Source organism: Polaromonas sp. (genome assembly GCF_010365105.1).
Lineage (GTDB): Bacteria > Pseudomonadota > Gammaproteobacteria > Burkholderiales > Burkholderiaceae_C > Polaromonas.
In genome coordinates this window covers 43,492-59,990 of sequence record NZ_JAAFGZ010000002.1, presented here as the reverse complement: position 1 = coordinate 59,990, position 16,499 = coordinate 43,492, and the positions used below count along the sequence as shown (strand labels likewise).

16 protein-coding genes are annotated in these 16,499 nt (G+C 62.8%); 7 read left to right on the top strand and 9 right to left on the bottom strand.

All coding sequences use genetic code 11. The features are described 5' to 3' along the window. Window positions 1–51: 51 nt before the first annotated feature. The 7 genes from GZ092_RS01780 to GZ092_RS01750 form a co-directional block, all read right to left on the bottom strand. Window positions 52–612 (bottom strand): alpha/beta hydrolase, encoded by a 561-nt coding sequence (locus GZ092_RS01780; RefSeq protein ID WP_293634005.1) that lies wholly within the window; start codon window positions 610–612, stop codon window positions 52–54. Window positions 613–745: 133 nt separating this feature from the next. Further along, window positions 746–1,510 carry an AAA family ATPase gene (locus tag GZ092_RS01775; protein WP_293634004.1) on the bottom strand — a complete coding sequence of 255 codons (765 nt, stop codon included), beginning with the start codon at window positions 1,508–1,510 and terminating at the stop codon, window positions 746–748. A gap of 55 nt (window positions 1,511–1,565) precedes the next feature. Beyond that, window positions 1,566–2,192, bottom strand: a complete 627-nt coding sequence (locus GZ092_RS01770) for a LysE family transporter (RefSeq protein ID WP_293634003.1) — start codon at window positions 2,190–2,192, stop codon at window positions 1,566–1,568. Window positions 2,193–2,221: 29 nt separating this feature from the next. Continuing rightward, window positions 2,222–2,887: a 16S rRNA (guanine(527)-N(7))-methyltransferase RsmG gene (gene rsmG / locus GZ092_RS01765; protein WP_293634001.1), complete on the bottom strand. Its 666-nt coding sequence runs from the start codon at window positions 2,885–2,887 to the stop codon at window positions 2,222–2,224. Continuing rightward, entirely contained in the window at window positions 2,887–4,905 is a 2,019-nt protein-coding gene (gene mnmG, locus GZ092_RS01760; RefSeq protein WP_293633999.1) for a tRNA uridine-5-carboxymethylaminomethyl(34) synthesis enzyme MnmG, read from the bottom strand. The genes rsmG and mnmG overlap by 1 nt, the downstream gene beginning before the upstream one ends. After that, window positions 4,905–5,327, bottom strand: coding sequence for a type II toxin-antitoxin system VapC family toxin (locus GZ092_RS01755; protein WP_293633997.1), 423 nt, complete (start codon window positions 5,325–5,327; stop codon window positions 4,905–4,907). Before GZ092_RS01755 ends, mnmG begins: the two co-directional genes overlap by 1 nt. 11 nt (window positions 5,328–5,338) lie before the next feature. Further along, window positions 5,339–5,584: a type II toxin-antitoxin system prevent-host-death family antitoxin gene (locus GZ092_RS01750; protein WP_293633995.1), complete on the bottom strand. Its 246-nt coding sequence runs from the start codon at window positions 5,582–5,584 to the stop codon at window positions 5,339–5,341. A gap of 100 nt (window positions 5,585–5,684) precedes the next feature. Here GZ092_RS01750 and GZ092_RS01745 point away from each other — a divergent pair, with 100 nt between their 5' ends. The 4 genes from GZ092_RS01745 (at window position 5,685) to GZ092_RS01730 (ending at window position 11,643) form a co-directional block, all read left to right on the top strand. Further along, the gene (locus GZ092_RS01745) at window positions 5,685–6,284 is read left to right on the top strand and encodes an NAD(P)H-dependent oxidoreductase (RefSeq protein WP_293633993.1); all 600 of its coding nucleotides are present in this window, start codon (window positions 5,685–5,687) and stop codon (window positions 6,282–6,284) included. A gap of 214 nt (window positions 6,285–6,498) precedes the next feature. Next, on the top strand, window positions 6,499–7,683 hold the full coding sequence (gene bktB, locus GZ092_RS01740; RefSeq protein ID WP_293633991.1) for a beta-ketothiolase BktB: 1,185 nt from the start codon (window positions 6,499–6,501) through the stop codon (window positions 7,681–7,683). Between the two features lie 240 nt (window positions 7,684–7,923). Next, window positions 7,924–8,850, top strand: a complete 927-nt coding sequence (locus GZ092_RS01735) for a histone deacetylase family protein (RefSeq protein ID WP_293633989.1) — start codon at window positions 7,924–7,926, stop codon at window positions 8,848–8,850. Between the two features lie 102 nt (window positions 8,851–8,952). Continuing rightward, window positions 8,953–11,643, top strand: a complete 2,691-nt coding sequence (locus GZ092_RS01730; RefSeq protein ID WP_293633987.1) for a bifunctional acetate--CoA ligase family protein/GNAT family N-acetyltransferase — start codon at window positions 8,953–8,955, stop codon at window positions 11,641–11,643. A gap of 183 nt (window positions 11,644–11,826) precedes the next feature. On the opposite strand, the gene GZ092_RS01725 is transcribed toward GZ092_RS01730, so the two are convergent. Next, window positions 11,827–13,122: an acetyl-CoA hydrolase/transferase C-terminal domain-containing protein gene (locus GZ092_RS01725; RefSeq protein WP_293633985.1), complete on the bottom strand. Its 1,296-nt coding sequence runs from the start codon at window positions 13,120–13,122 to the stop codon at window positions 11,827–11,829. A gap of 473 nt (window positions 13,123–13,595) precedes the next feature. Between GZ092_RS01725 and GZ092_RS01720 the strand changes: the two genes are divergently transcribed. Beyond that, window positions 13,596–14,069, top strand: coding sequence for a DUF4394 domain-containing protein (locus GZ092_RS01720; protein ID WP_293633983.1), 474 nt, complete (start codon window positions 13,596–13,598; stop codon window positions 14,067–14,069). 217 nt (window positions 14,070–14,286) lie between these two features. On the opposite strand, the gene GZ092_RS01715 is transcribed toward GZ092_RS01720, so the two are convergent. Beyond that, window positions 14,287–15,297 carry a LacI family DNA-binding transcriptional regulator gene (locus GZ092_RS01715; RefSeq protein WP_293633981.1) on the bottom strand — a complete coding sequence of 337 codons (1,011 nt, stop codon included), beginning with the start codon at window positions 15,295–15,297 and terminating at the stop codon, window positions 14,287–14,289. A gap of 182 nt (window positions 15,298–15,479) precedes the next feature. Here GZ092_RS01715 and GZ092_RS01710 point away from each other — a divergent pair, with 182 nt between their 5' ends. Beyond that, a complete protein-coding gene (locus GZ092_RS01710; RefSeq protein WP_293633979.1) occupies window positions 15,480–15,986 on the top strand; it encodes a gluconokinase in 507 nt (168 codons plus the stop codon). Further along, entirely contained in the window at window positions 15,983–16,495 is a 513-nt protein-coding gene (locus GZ092_RS01705; RefSeq protein WP_293633977.1) for a TRAP transporter small permease subunit, read from the top strand. The genes GZ092_RS01710 and GZ092_RS01705 overlap by 4 nt, the downstream gene beginning before the upstream one ends. Window positions 16,496–16,499: the final 4 nt, after the last annotated feature.

Sequence of the window (16,499 nt, the reverse complement as noted above, 5' to 3'; positions counted from 1 at the left end):
GTCTTGTCTTTCTTTGAATCGGTAGGAACGGCTGGCGCGGTCGGGTCGCGCTCAGGCGGGAGTATCACCCATCAGCCGCAGCAACTGCGCATGCGCCTGCGACCAGTCGCCCAGGCCGCTTTCTGCATTCAGGTGGCCGCATGCGCCGACATCGGTGAGGTCGGCGCCCCAGGCCAAGGCAAACTGCCGCGTGCGCGCCGGGCTGCAAAAGGGGTCGTTGCCGCTGGCGAACAGAACCGTTTTGAAGGGCAGCTTTGCCAGGGAAACCGGTGACCAGCTGGGCAGCAGCGCGCGCACATCGTCGCGTTCGACATCGGGCGGCGCGACCAGCAGGGCGGCTTTCACCCGATGCGTGTTGCGGCTGTGCGCGGCCCAGGCGGCCACATGCTGGCAGCCGAGGCTGTGCGCCACCAGCACGGCGGGCCCATCGCGCTCGACATCGCACGCCAGCAGCACCTCCTCCAGCCGCGCAATCCAGTCGCCGCGCAGCGGGCGCATCCAGTCGTGCTGTGCAACCCGGGTGTAGCCATGCAGGCGCTCCCAGCGGCTTTGCCAGTGGTCCGGGCCGCTGCCTTGCCAGCCGGGAAGAATCAGGACATTGGAGGGGTTCATGGCATCGCTCGGGCTTTGGGTGCAAAAAACTGGAAATACTCGGGAAACTTCAATTTGCTATGTTTTTAATAGCTGTTTATGTACGCCGGATCTGCGCAAAACACTGTTTTGACCAACAAATCCGGCGTCAAACCTACAGAATGCGTCCAACCATCTCCTGCGCAAAGGCCACGAAGGCCTGCGCGCCCTTGGAAGACGGGTCGAAAATCACGCCGGGCAGGCCGTAGCTTGGTGCTTCGGCCAGTCGGACATTGCGTGGAATCACGGTGTTGAACACCTTGTCGCCGAAATGGCCTTTGAGCTGTTCGCTGACCTGCTGCTGCAGCGTGATGCGCGGGTCGAACATGACGCGCAGCAAACCGATGATCTGCAAATCCTTGTTCAGGTTGGCATGCACCTGCTTGATGGTGTTGACCAGATCGGTCACGCCTTCAAGGGCAAAGTATTCGCACTGCATCGGAACGATCACGCCGTGCGCCGCGCACAGCCCGTTCAGCGTCAGCATCGACAGCGACGGCGGGCAGTCGATCAGGATGAAATCGTAGTCCTTGTCGACCTTGGCCAGCGCCTGCTTCAGGCGCTTTTCGCGCCGCTCCAGCGTCACCAACTCGATCTCTGCGCCGGACAATTCGCGGTTGGCGCCCAGCACGTCGTAGCCGCACTTCTCGCTGTGAACGCGCGCATCGACAATCGACGCGGCTTCGAGCAACACGTCGTAGACCGTCATTTCCAGCTTGCGCTTGTCCACGCCCGATCCCATGGTGGCATTGCCCTGCGGGTCCAGGTCGACCATCAGCACGCGCTGGCCTATCTGGGTCAGACCCGCGGCCAGGTTGACGGTGGTGGTGGTCTTGCCCACGCCGCCCTTTTGGTTGGCAATGCAGAATATTTTGGCCATAGCGTCTTGTTGAGTTGTCGTTCCGATAGGGGAAGCGAGGATTGCAGTGTCCGATTTACCGGGAAAGGGCGAGCTTGATACCAAAGGCAATCAGAAACATGCCAGCCGCTTTTTCGAGCGTCATCGATATTTTTGGGTTGGCCCGAATGCGCGCTGCCAGTTTCCAGGTCAGCAACACGGCCGTCAGGCCATAAAGAAATGTCAGCACCGCGATGGTGGCAGCCATCACGCCAAAGGTCTTGAGGCCCTGGTGCTGCGCCGGATCGACGAACAGCGGAAAGAAGGCCAGGTAAAAAACGATGGCTTTGGGGTTGAGCAGGGTGATCAACAAGGCCTGGCGAAAATAATGGCGTGGCTTGATCTGCAAGATGGGAGCCGCACCGGGCTTGGCCAGCAGCATCCTGAAACCCAGCCAGGCCAGGTACAGGGCGCCCATCCATTGAACGGCATGGAATGCAGCAGGATAGGCCGCCATCAATGCGGATACACCCGCCACAGCCGCCCAGAGCAACATCTGGTCGCCGGCAATCACACCAAAGGTAGCGCCCATGCCCCCGGCAATGCCACCCTTGCCGGTCGAGGTGATCAAGGCCAGATTGCCGGGACCGGGAATGGCCAGAAAAACCAGGATGGCAACAACAAAAGCGCCATAGTCGGCAACACCAACAAACGAGCCCGGCATGGAAGGTTCCAGTAGTAGAGACCCTGAGTTTACGACACGGGACGCAGCCAGAGAAGGCAGCGCTCGGCATCCAGATCAGGAACCTTCAATTGTTCCACGTGAAACATTGCAATGTTTTCGGGCAAGGCCAGCAATTCATCGCCTGGATGCTTGCCTTTCATGGCCATCCAGACACCTTGCGGTGCCAGCGCATCCACTGACCAATTCGTGAAATCAGCCAGTGATGCAAACGCCCGGGAACAGATCACGTCGAATGGCTGTTGAATGCTTTCGACCCGCGCATGCAGACCCGCAAGGTTCGGCAGCTTCAAGGCGAGCGCCGCCTGCTTGATGAATGCAGCCTTTTTGGCCACGGTGTCCACGCAGGTGACGTTGACGGTTGGACAGCAGATCGAAATCACCACGCCCGGCAAGCCCGCGCCGGATCCCACATCGAGCAAGCGGCTGCCCTGATCCAATCCGGCACCCAGCAGATAACGCTGCAAGGCCGGCACCACGGACAGGCTGTCTAGCAAATGATGCGTCATCATTTCCGCCGGATCGCGCACCGACGTCAGGTTGTAAACCCGTGTCCATTTTCCGATCATTGCCTGGTAGTCAAGCAACTGGCTGATTTGCGGCTCGCTCAATTCCAGTTGCAGCGCCGCAAGTCCGGCCAGCAAAGTAGGGCGCAAGTCTTTTTCCAGAACTGCCATCAAACTTCTGCCTGTTCAGCAGGCTTGAGCGGAACCGTATTTTTCCAGAGGTTCTTCTTCAGGTGCACCAAAAGCAAGGAGATGGTTGCCGGCGTGACGCCCTGGACGCGGGACGCCAGCCCAAGGGTTTCGGGCCGGTGCTTGGCAAGCGTCTGCCGCGCCTCAAAGCTCAAGGCTGACACCTGCAAATAATCCAGATCAGCCGGGAGCTTGAGATTTTCATAATGGGAAGCGCGTTCAACCTCCACTTTTTGCAGGTCGATATACCCTGCGTACTTCGCCGTGATTTCGATTTGCTCGATCACGCTTTTCACAAGATCTGCCGGCAAGGCTTCGACCATTGATGTTTCACGTGAAACATCGGATGAACCCGTCGGAATTTCAGGGTTGGCATACTTGCCATCGCTGAGCGACATCAATCCGGCGTAGTTCACATAGGGCCGGCGCAGCAGATCGGCCAGGTTGTATTCACGCTCAATCGCCTTGCCAAGCACACGTTCGGCTTCGCTCGCCGGCAGGTTGTTCGGATTGATCCAGAGTGAGCGCAAGCGCTGTGTTTCACGTGAAACAATATCACGCTTTCGGTTGAAGGCGTCCCAGCGGGCGTCATCGACCAGACCCAGTTCGCGGCCCTTTTCGGTCAGCCGCATGTCGGCGTTGTCCTCGCGCAGCATCAGCCGGAACTCGGCCCGGCTGGTGAACATGCGGTAGGGCTCGGTCACACCCTTGGTGATCAGGTCATCGACCAGCACGCCCAGGTAGGCCTCGTCACGCTTGGGCAGCCACGCTTCCTTGCCCTGGCATTGCAATGCGGCATTGATACCGGCGAACATGCCTTGCGCGGCGGCTTCCTCGTAGCCCGTGGTTCCGTTGATCTGGCCGGCAAAGAACAGCCCGCCAATGGCCCGGGTTTCAAAGCTGGTCTTCAATGCGCGGGGGTCGAAGTAGTCGTATTCAATCGCATAACCGGGCCGCAGGATGTGGGCGTTTTCCATGCCGGCCATCGAGCGCACCAGGGCGTACTGGATGTCGAACGGCAGGCTGGTCGAGATGCCATTCGGGTAAATCTCGTGCGTCGTCAAACCTTCGGGCTCCAGGAAAATCTGGTGGCTGTCCTTTCCGGCAAAGCGGTTGATCTTGTCTTCCACGCTCGGGCAGTAGCGCGGCCCCACGCCGTCGATCTTTCCGGTGAACATCGGGCTGCGGTCGAAGCCGGAACGGATGATGTCGTGCGTGCGCTCGTTGGTATGGGTGATCCAGCAGGGCATCTGCCTGGGATGCGGGATGCTGCCGCCCATGAAGCTGAACACCGGCACCGGCCCTGGCGTGCCGCCCGGCATGCCGTCGCCCGGCTGAACACCGCACTTGCTGAAGTCGATTGAGCGGCCGTCAATGCGCGGTGGTGTGCCGGTTTTTAGACGTCCCTGCGGCAGTTTGAGTTCCTTCAGGCGCGCGCTGAGCGACACCGCTGGCGGGTCGCCGGCGCGGCCCGCCGCATAGTTGCTCAGGCCGACATGGATCTTGCCATCCAGAAAAGTCCCGGCCGTCAGCACCACGGTGCGCGAGCGGAACCTGATGCCGACCTGCGTCACCGCGCCAACGACGCGGTCGCCTTCGACCATCAGGTCATCGACGGCCTGCTGGAACAGCCACAGGTTGGGCTGATTCTCGACCATGCGGCGAATCGCCGCCTTGTACAAAACCCGGTCGGCCTGCGCCCGGGTGGCGCGCACAGCTGGTCCCTTGCTCGAATTCAGGATGCGGAACTGGATGCCGCCCTCGTCGGTGGCCAGCGCCATCGCGCCGCCCATGGCATCGACCTCTTTCACCAGATGGCCCTTGCCAATGCCGCCGATCGACGGGTTGCAGCTCATCTGGCCGAGCGTCTCGATGTTGTGCGTCAGCAGCAATGTCTTGCAGCCCATGCGGGCGGCGGCCAACGCGGCCTCGGTGCCGGCATGGCCGCCACCGACCACGATCACGTCAAATTCCTGGGGGTAAACATAGGGTGAAGTCATCACACATCTTTCAATAAAGTGGCGTTCAGGCCAAGCGCTTGCGCGCCGTTGAACTGGCGAATGTCCGCCGTCACAAACAAATCCACCCCGGCCGCCAGCGCGGCGCCCACATGCATCGCGTCCATGCCGCGCATGCTGCTGACCTCGAGTGCGCGAATGGCGGACCGCTCCACATTGGCGGACAGGGGAACGACCTGCATTTCGGCAAAATTTTTCTCGATTTCGGCGCACGTGTCACGGTAAGACGCTTCGCTGGCCCGGGTTTCGCGCCGTACCCGGTTCAGCGCCGCATAAAGCTCCACCTTGCAATGCGGCGCTGCCACCACCGGCGCGGCCTGCGCCACCAGCGCCAGCACCGCGTCACGCCCGGTTTCAGGCAAATAGCGCTTGAGCAGCGCCGAGGTATCGAAAAGAATTTTCATGCCGGGATTTTTCACCACGGTGCGCTGTCGCGCTCATCAAGCAGCGCCTTGACCGCCGAATAGCCGGGTGGCAATTGCAGCAAAGGCTCGAACGGGCGCTGGTAGCTGGGCACCGGGGCAGACGGGTCGGGCTTGATGCCCACCAGCTCGGCCACCGGTTTGCCGTGGCGCAAGATGCGCACGGTTTCGCCTTGCTCGACCCGGTCGATCATGGCCGAGGCGTTGGCGCGGAATTCACTCAAGGAAATGGTGTGCATGGCTCACTTGTACAAAATAATAGTTTTGTACATTTTATGGGCTTTACCCCTGACCAGCGCCCTTCGGGGGTTTTCCTGCCGGCTGTGATGAAATCGGGCCATGAACCCATCCATACCCCGTCCCAAGCTGCTGGTGTTTGCCGGCAGCACCCGCATCGATTCCTTCAACCGCAAGCTGGCCGGCGTGGCTGCCACCCTGGCGCGTGCCAGCGGCTCCGAGGTCACGCACATCGAACTGGTGGACTTTGACATTCCGATGTACAACGCCGACCTGGAAGCGCGTGGAACGCCGCCTGACGTGATGAAGCTCAAGCAAATGATGCATGACCACCCGGCCTGGATCGTCTGCTCGCCCGAGTACAACGGCAGCTACACCGCGCTGCTGAAGAACACCATCGACTGGGTATCCAGCCCGGTCAAGGGCGATGCGCAATGGAGTGACGGCTTCAGGTCGTTCACCGGCAAGGTGGTGGGCGTGCTCAGTGCCTCGCCTGGCGCACTGGGCGGCCTGCGCTCGCAAAGCCACCTGGTGCCGCTGCTGTTCAATTCGCAATGCTGGGTGGCGCCCAAGACCTTTGCGCTGAACAACGCAGGCGCGGCATTCGATGCGCAGGGCGAACTGGTCAACGACAGCCACCGCCAGAACGTACAGGCGGTGATCGACCAGGTTTTATTCGCCGCGCAGCGGCTGGGGGCTTGACCGGAAAGACTTGGGTTGCTATATTTTTAATAGCTTTTTGCAAAGGCAGGTCGTACGTAAAAGCCTTTTTTATCTATAACTGATGCAGGTCAAGCGAATGCCTGGACCGTCTTCGCCATCAGTGCCATACTGATATTTTCCAGTTTCCGTGTCAGCCGGGCGTAGCCAAACCGGTTCACACTTCAAGCGGTTTTTTAAATACCAGGAGATATTCATGACCCGTGAAGTTGTAGTTGTCAGCGGTGCGCGCACCGCCATTGGAACCTTTGGCGGCAGCCTGAAAGACACGCCGCCCACCGCACTGGCTGCGCTGGTCGTGCGCGAGTCGCTCTCGCGTGCCGGCGTCGACGGCAAGGACGTCGGCCATGTAGTGTTCGGCCATGTCGTCAACACTGAACCGAAAGACATGTACCTGTCGCGCGTGGCGGCCGTCAACGGCGGCTGCGCCGAAGGCACGCCGGCTTTCAACGTCAACCGCCTGTGCGGCTCCGGCCTGCAGGCCATCATCTCGGCCAGCCAGTCGATCATGCTGGGCGACACCGACATTGCCATTGGCGGTGGCGCCGAGAACATGAGCCGTGGCCCTTACGCCAGCGCAGCCATGCGTTTTGGTGCGCGCCTGGGCGACACCAAGATGATCGACATGGTCGTCGGCGCGTTGCACGACCCGTTCCACACCATCCACATGGGCGTGACGGCCGAGAACATCGCGGCCAAATGGGGCATCACACGCGAAGAGCAGGACGCACTGGCCGTTGAGAGCCACAACCGCGCCCAGCGCGCCGTGGAAGCCGGCTACTTCAAGGAACAGATCGTCCCGGTCATGCTCAAGAGCCGCAAGGGCGAAGTCGCCTATGACACCGACGAGCATTTCCGCCCCAACTGCTCGATGGCCGACATGTCCAAGCTCAAGCCGGTGTTCCTCAAGGAAAACGGCACCGTCACCGCCGGCAATGCCTCGGGCATCAACGACGCGGCTGCGGCCGTGGTGCTGATGGAAGCCGGCGTGGCCCAGGCGCGCGGCCTCAAACCGCTGGCCCGGCTGGTGGCCTACGCCCATGCCGGCGTGGACCCGAAGTACATGGGCATCGGCCCGGTGCCCGCCACGCAAATGGCGCTGAAAAAAGCCGGCCTCACCGTCAATGACCTGGACGTGATCGAAGCCAATGAAGCCTTCGCCGCCCAGGCCTGCGCCGTCAGCCGCGACCTCGGGTTCGACCCGGCAAAGGTCAACCCCAACGGCTCCGGCATTTCACTGGGCCACCCGATTGGCGCAACCGGCGCACTGCTCACCGTCAAGGCCGTGTACGAGCTGCAACGCATTCAGGGCCGCTACGCGCTGGTGACGATGTGCATAGGCGGAGGCCAGGGCATCGCGGCGATTTTCGAACGGATGTAAGCGGTGGCGCATGCGCCACTGATAACTCGTCATTGAAAGCGCCCCGAGCCCGTTCCATGGGGCTCGGGGCGCTTTTTGCATGTAGTTCGTCCTTGCCTGCCCCGGGCTACGTATCGCACCGCACCGCACCGCGTGAAATTGCAACAATTGCTTTACATCAACACGGTAAAAAAGAGCCCCACTAGACTGACAGACGCATCTGGCCGCAGTCGCCAGAGCGCATTACAAGGAGACAAACCCATGCTGCCTGCCTACATCACCCACTCCGATTGCGCCCGCCACGAAATGGGCGCCCACCATCCCGAATGCCCCGAGCGCCTGGGCGCCATCAACGACATGCTGCTGGTCAAGGGCCTGCTCGACTACATGCATCCCTACGATGCGCCGCTGGCCACGCCCGAACAACTGGCGCATGCGCATTCGTCGCGCTATGTCAGCGAACTCATGGCCGCCTCGCCGACCGAGGGTTACCACAAGGTCGATCCCGACACCGACATGAACCCCTTCACCGTCACGGCCGCCCTGCGCGCGGCCGGTTCTGCGGTGCTGGCCACCGACCTGGTGCTGACGGGCGAAGCGCCCAGCGCCTTTTGCTGCGTGCGCCCGCCCGGCCACCATGCGCAGCGCGACGCCGCCATGGGTTTTTGCTTTTTCAACAACGTGGCGGTCGGCATCCGCCATGCACTCACGCAGCACGGCCTGCAGCGCGTGGCGCTGATCGACTTCGACGTACACCACGGCAACGGCAGCGAGGACATCTTTCGCGGCGACGAGCGCGTGCTGATGTGCTCGATCTTCGAGCAGGGCATCTACCCCTTCACCGGCGAAAACGCCACCGGAGCGAACATGGTCAACGTCGGCCTGCCGTCGCGCTCTGGCAGCGACAAGTTCCGCGAAGCCGTCACCACCCACTGGCTGCCCGCACTGAATGCCTTCAAGCCCGAGTTGATCTATGTTTCCGCCGGCTTCGACGGCCATCGTGAAGACGACATGGGCAACCTGGCGCTGGTCGAGGCCGACTACGAATGGGTGACCAAGCAGATCATGAAAGTGGCCGGGCAGCATTGCCAGGGCCGGGTCATTTCATGCCTGGAAGGCGGCTATGTCCTGAGCCCGCTGGCGCGCAGCGTGGCGGCCCATGTCAAGGTGCTGATTGGCGCCGACTGATGCCCTTGCCGACGCGATGCAGGCGCATCGTCTCGGTCGGAGCAGAGCGGGGCGGGCCACGGCCCATCGAATTTGAAACTAGCAATGGAACGAAAGCCCCTTATGGACAAACACTACCTCACCCCGCTGTTCGCGCCCCAGTCCATCGTCGTCTTCGCCGGCCAGGTCGATGACCCGGACAGCCTGACCTCGCGCGCCCGGGTGCTGCACCAGGCCCTGCGCGCCCAGAAATACACCGGCACGCTGCAGTTCCTGGATATCCACACCACCGGCACGCTGGCTGACCTGGCGCAGACCGGGGCCGACCTGGCGATCATTGCGCTGCCGCCGGAGGAAGTCGAAGCCGCGCTGGAGATTGCCGGGCGCATGACCTGCCGCTCGGCGCTGGTGCTCACCAGCGGCATCAATGCCGACGGTGCTGCCAGACTGAAGAAGATTGCGCGCCGCGAAGGGGTGTTCCTGATGGGGCCCAACGGCCTGGGCCTGCAGCGCCCGCACCTCATGCTCAACGCCAGCGCCGCCGGTCCGATGGCCAAGCCGGGTTCGCTGGCGCTGGTGTCGCAATCCGGCGCGCTGACGGCGTCCATTCTCGACTGGGCCAGCAAAAACGGCGTCGGCTTTTCATCGGTGGTGTCGCTGGGTCCGAACACATCGGTCGATATTGCCCAGGTGCTCGATTTCCTGGCCAACGACCGGCATACACAGAGCATCGTGATCTACCTTGAAGGCATCTCCAGCGCCCGCCGCTTCATGAGCGCGCTGCGCTCGGCCGCCAACGCCAAGCCGGTGGTGGTGCTCAAGGCTGGCCGCCGGCCGGCCGGCAACGAGGCGGCGCAAACCCACAGCGGCGCCATCGTCGGCAGCGACGATGTGTTCGACGCGGCCCTGCGCCGCGCCGGCGCGGTGCGCGTGCGCTCCTTTGTCGAGCTGTTTTCGGCCGCCAAGTGCCTGGCCTCGCGTTACCGCCCGGTCGGCAACCGGCTGGCCATTGTGACCAACGGCGGCGGTCCCGGCGTGCTGGCCGCCGACTGGGTGAATGAAATCCATCTGGAACTGGGCAAGCTGTCGCCTGAATCGACCAGCGCCCTGAAACCCTTGCTGCCCGAACTGGCGTCGCTGTCCGACCTGATCGACCTGTCCGAAGAAGCGGCGCCTGAACACTACAAGGCCGCCATCGAGGCAGCCGGCAAGGACCGGCAGATTGACGGCGTGCTGGCGATTTTCTCGCCCAAGGAAGGTATCGATGCCGCCGAGGTGGCGCGCGCGCTGGCCGAGGTCAAGCGCACCATGGGCAAGCCGCTGCTGTCGTGCTGGATGGGCGATGCGTCGGTGGTGACGGGGCGCGGCATTTTGAACGACGCGGCCATTCCCACCTTCCGCACGCCGGAATCGGCCGTCGGCGCGTTTGGCAACATTGCCTCCTTCTACAAGAACCAGCAACTGCTCCAGCAAACGCCGCCGCCGCTGTCCACGCTGGCCAAGCCCGACATCGAGGGCGCGCGCCTGATCATCGAGAACGTGCTGGCCGAACGCCGCAAGGTGCTGACCGAGATGGAATCGAAGACGCTGCTGTCGGCGTTCCACATTCCGGTCACCAAGACCATCCTGGCGCGCACAGCCAACGAGGCGATGATGATCGCCACGCAACTCGGCTTTCCGGTGGCGCTGAAGATCGACTCGCCCGACATCAGCCACAAGTCAGATGTCGAAGGCGTGGCGCTGAACATCCTGAACGCCACCGGCGTGCGCGACACCTTCACCGAGATGATGCAGACCGTGGCCCGCCTCAAGCCCAACGCGCGCATCAACGGCGTCACGGTGCAGACCATGGCGCGCGCCAAGCGCGGCCGCGAGGTGTGTGTCGGACTGGTCACCGACGATCCGTTCGGCCCGGTGATTGCCTTCGGCGCCGGCGGCACGATGATCGAGCTGATCGACGACCGGGCCATGGAACTGCCGCCGCTGAACCAGTTCCTGGCACGCCACCTGATCGGGCGCTCGCGCGTGGCCGAAACGCTGGGCGCCTGGCGCGGCGCCACCGCCGTCAACATGACGGCGCTGGAGCAGATCCTGCTGCGCGTCTCGGAAATGGTCTGCGAGCTGCCCCAGCTGCGCGAGATGGACATCAACCCGATCATCGTGGACGAATCCGGCGCCGTGGCGGTCGATGCCCGCATCGTGATCGACAATGCGCCGCAGGCCATCAACGGCCGCGCCAACACCTACAGCCACCTGTCGATCCTGCCGTATCCGGCGCGCTACGAGCAGGTCTGGCCGCTGCGCGGCGGCGGCGAATACACCGTGCGCCCCATCCACCCGGACGATGCCCAGATGCTGCAGGAAATGATGTCGCACCTGTCGCAGGAAAGCCGTTATTTCCGCTTCATCTCGTCCATTGTCGAGCTGCCGCCCAGCATGCTGGCGCGCTTCACGCTGATCGACTATGACCGCGAAATGGCGCTGGTCGCGGTGTTCAAGGAACGCCGCTCGGGCGCCAACGGCGAGGTGCCGGAAACCGAACGCATCGTCGGCGTGTCGCGCTACGTCACCAACCCCGACCAGTCAAGCTGCGAGTTCGCGCTGGTGGTCGCAGACGACTTCAGCGGCAAGGGCCTGGGCTCGCGGCTGATGCTCAGCATCATGGACGTGGCGCGGGAAAAGGGCCTGTCGGAAATCGAAGGCCTGGTGCTGGCGCAAAACCCCGGCATGCTCAAGCTCATGAAAAGCCTGGGCTACACCATCAAGCCATTTGCCGAAGACCCGGATTTCAGGCTGGTGACGCATACGCTGTAGGTGCGCTGCAGACACTTGCACAATGCTATTGTTTAAATAGCTGAAGGTGCACGTGCAGCAAGCGGGAAGGGCCGTTTTTATCAAAAAAACGTAACGGCTCACGTGAGCAGGTGGCACCTTCCCCGGTTCTGAATTCTTCTTCCCGCCTTTTGGGGGAAGGAGCCAGACGGGAAAGCCTCGGGTTCAAAGCAGCTTCATGCTCCGCGCGGCATCGCGCAGTTCGCCGCGAAAGTTGGGGTGCGCGATGGCGATCAGTGCCTCGCAGCGCTGCCGGGCGGTCTTGCCGCGCAGCTGGGCCACGCCGTACTCGGTCACCACATAGTTGATGTCATTCTTGCTGGTGGACACATGCGTGCCGGGCGACAGTACCGGCACGATGCGCGAGATGGTGTCGTGCTTCGCCGTCGAGGGCAGCACGATGAAGGCCTTGCCGCCGTTGGAGCGGTTCGCGGAGCGCACGAAGTCGGTCTGGCCGCCGGTGCCGGAGTAGGGCGTGAAACCCAGGCTTTCCGAGCCGCACTGGCCCATGAAGTCGATCTGCATCGTCGCATTGATGGCATGCAGGTTGTCGTTTTTTCCAGCCAGATACGCGTCATTGGTGAAATCGACCGGATGCATCTCGACGGCCGGGTTGCGGTGCAAAAATTCGTAGAGCTTTTTCGAGCCCAGCGCAAAGGTGGCGACCATCTTGCCGGGCAAATAATTCTTCTTGCGGTTGGTGATGGCGCCGGCCTCGACCAGCGTCATGATGCCGTCGCCGATCATCTCGGTGTGAACGCCCAGGTCGTGCTTGTGTGTCAGCTGCATCACCACCGCATCCGGAATGCCGCCATAACCGATCTGCAGCGTGGCGCCGTCCGGAATCATGTCGGCGACGTACTTGCCGATGGCTTCCTGCACCGGGCCTATTTTTGGCAGCCCGACTTCCATCAGCGCGTCTTCGCTTTCCGTCAGCGCGGTGACCTGCGAAATGTGGATGTGGCAGTTGCCGTTGGCAAACGGCACGTTCGGGTTGACTTCCAGCACCACCGCCCTGGCCTGTGCGATAGCCGCCATGGTGTAGTCGGGCGCCAGCGACAGCGAGAAAAAGCCGTACGCGTCCATCGGCGAGGCCATGGACAACACCACGTCGGCAGGCAGCAGCTTGCGGTTGAGCAGGTCGGGCAGTTCAGAGAAATTGGCCGAGATGAAATCGGTCCAGCCTTCCTGTCCACCGGCGCGTGAAATGCCGCTGAAGAAATAAGCGGCATGCCGCACATGGCCGGTGGTTTCCGGGTCGAAGTAGTCGTATTTGCGCACCGGCAGGATTTGCGAAACGGTCACGTTGCGGAACTCGCGCCGCGCGCTTGACAGCGCTGTGAGCAGGGCGGGCGGTTCGCCCACGGCGGTCGGCACCACCACCGTGTCGCCGTTCATGACGACCCCAATGGCGTCGGCGGCCGACATGCGTTTTTGCTGGTAAAGGGTCTGTACGGACATGGCTGCTTTCTGTTGGCTTCGGTCTGAATAACCATTCATTATCAAATAACACGGTACCCGAATACCTTGTTCCGTTTCTAAAACATTTCGAGATTAGGCGCGAAGCCGCAGACAGTGCTGTAGCACGGCAAGGCGAAGCAACGACATACCGGAATGATTTAAAGATGGAGTGCCAAGGATGCGCCAGGGGCCTGGCTGGCTTGAGTCGCCGCAATCGGCAGCAAGATGACCAGTGTGTCGGGTTCGGGAAGGTTGCCGCGCTGCGCAAATCCGGTAGAGCGGGCCGTTGCACAAGCCGCACTTTTGCACCTTGCCAGCTTCCTGTACACAGTGAATGCGGGCGGAACTGGTGGCAGCACCGGTAACCGCAAGCAATGCTGCCGGGCAGGTACATCCAAATCCAGGCCTCGCGGGCAGTACCTCTGTGGCCTGCAGAAACGCCACCGCCTTTCAAGCTTCTGAGGAACCCGATCATGCAAACTCCACGAGCTTTCTTCGTTCCGGCCCCGCTGGCCGTTGCCCCCCTTGACGCCTGCGGCAGCAGCGATGATGACCAGCCCGTGCCGCCCGTGGCTGTTCCCGTGGCCGTCGGCAACACCGTGGCCCTGACGGTTTCGGGCAGCGTGCTGTCCTTTGACCGGGCAACCCCCGCCACGCTCAAGGGCAGCATCGCCGTCAGCGGCCTGCTGCCGAATGAAAAACTGGTCGGCCTGCTGTATGCCCTGAGCAACCAGGCGCGGCCCTACACGCTGAACGCCGCCACCGGCGTGGCCACCTTCAAGGCCGCACTTGTTGCCGCCCCCGGAGACGACAACCCCTACACCGCACTCACGGGCAGGCAGTTCGGCGTTGACTTCAACCCCGTCGCCGACCGGCTGCGCGTCGTCAGCGACACCGGCCTCAACCTGCGCATCGACGTCACCACCGGTAACGCCATCAAGTTTTAGCAACTGCTCAGCTTCCTCCAAGCTGTTTGCATTCTCTTTTGTCATTGCGGACTTGATCCGGGGCCGGGATGACACAAGGGAACGGGGTGACAACAACACCGGTCATGCGCGCCAACCTGAAAATCGACTCAAATAGTTATTTTTTTAAGCCAAATCAGGCTTTTCCGCTCTCTGGGCGGGCACGAACAGCTATGTTTTCAGTAGCACTTAAGCATTTTCAGCTGCTCGCCCGCACCACCAGCTCGTAGCCCAGGTCAACGCAGGGCGAGGCCACAGGCTCACCGTTCATCAGCGCCAGCAGCATGCGCGCGGCGGCCGTGCCGATCTCGGCGCGCGGCGTTCGCACCGTGGTCAAGTCGCTGCCGGTCAGGTCGTTGAAGCCGGTCACCGCGACGCGCTGCGGCACGGCCAGCCCCAAGCGCAACGCGGCCAGCAAGGCGCCCTGCGCCAGGTCGTCGTTGCAAAAGAACACCGCATCCACATCGGGCTGCTTGCGCATGATCTGCCCGAACATCTGCGCACCCAGCGCCATCGACGACGGCGCCGGGTCCAGCCATTCCAGCGCCGCATCGTGCAGGCCCGCCGCGCCCAGTTCGCGGCGCCAGCCATCGAGCCGCTGCAGCGTGCGAGCATCAAGTTGCGCGGCGGCAAAGGCGATGCGCCGCCGGCCGCGTGCCAGCAGGTGCCGGGTCATCTCGGCGCCGGCTTCAAGCTGCGAAAAGCCGACGCTGTACACGCCGGGCGATTGCGACATTTCCATCAGGTGCACGCAGGGCACGCGGCTTTGCGCGATCAGCGCGCGGGCGGCGTCGCTGCGCGCCAGGCCGGTCACCAGCAGGCCGGCCGGGCGCTGCAGCAATTGCTCGCGCAGCAGCAGTTCTTCTTCGTCGAGGTTGTAGTGCGTCACGCCCATCAGCGTCTGGTAGCCGGCCGGCCGCAGGCTGCGCTGCACCGCTTCGAACACATCGACGAACAGCGCATTCGACAGCATGGGGATCAGCACCGTGACATGCGCGCTGCGCTGCGACGCCAGCGCGCGGGCCGCCGGGTCGGGCACATAACCCAGCAAGTGCGCCGCCGACCGGACCCGCTCGACCAGCGCCGGATCGACGGCGCGTTCGCCGCGCAAGGCGCGAGACACGGTGATCGGGCTTACACCGGCGGCCTGTGCCACATCGGCCAGGGTGACGCGTCCGGTGGCGCGGGAGCGAAGGGGTGCTGAAGTCATGAATCCTAGGGAAACTACTGAGAAGAGGGGGCTGATACTCGCATAGGATAGCGCTATCCCACGGTGACCGCCAGCCGGACAATCCCTGAGACGCCTTGGCAGGCGCTGATTGAAAAGATATTCCCGGCAGTCGCCTTTTATTTTGACTCGACAGGACAGCGCTGTCCAAGCGCTTTGAAAACATGACGGAATCTTTGGTGATCATGGGCGTGGCCGGTTGCGGCAAGTCCAGCCTGGGCGTGGCCGTCGCGCACGCCACCGGCCTGGCGCTGGTCGAAGGCGACGACTTCCACAGCCCGGCGAGCCGCGCCAAGATGAGCCAGGGCATCGCCCTGACGGACGCCGACCGCGACGGCTGGCTTGGCGTGCTGGGCGATCAGTTGCGCGCCCATCCGGAAGGCATGGTGCTGACCTGCTCGGCGCTGAAACGTTCCTACCGCGAGCGCCTGCGCCAGGCCGCGCCGGGCCTGCGCTTCGTTTTCCTCGACATCCCCCGCGAACAATCCCAGGCGCGGGTGTCGGCGCGGGCGCAACAGCATTTTTTCTCGACCACGCTGGTGGACAGCCAGTTCGCCACGCTGGAAGACCCCACCGGCGAAGCCGGCGTGCTGCGCGTCGATGCATTGAAACCGCTGGCCGCGCTGCAGGCTGAAGTCTGTCAATGGCTGGATGAAAAGGAGCAGGCATGACCAACGAAACCTTGATCGAAGTCCCCAAAAGCCGCTTCCAGCGCATCAGCAACATGCTGCTGGCCGGGTGCCTGGGCGTGATGGCGCTGGCGGTGTTCGTCAACGTCGTGCTGCGCTACGGCTTTGGCAGCGGCCTGCCCGCCAGCGAAGAACTGTCGCGCCTGCTGTTCGTCTGGATGGTCTTCATCGGCGCGACGGCTGCCTACCCGGCCGGCGAGCACATGGCCTTCACCAGCCTGGTCGGCATGTTGAAAAACCGGCCCGCGCTGTTCATGAGCGTGACGATCTTCATCCGCCTGCTGGTGCTGCTGGCCTGCGTGCTGATTGGCTGGGGCGCCTGGCAACAGGTGGCGGTCGGTTACGGCAGCCAGTCGGTGGTGCTGGGTTACTCGACCGCGCTGCTGCCGCTGCCGGCCTTTTTGTGCGCCACGGCCATCGGCCTGATGGCGCTTTTCGAGATCGTCCGGCGCACGCCGCTGGACCTGGGCCACAACGTGGAAGTCGAGTAACACC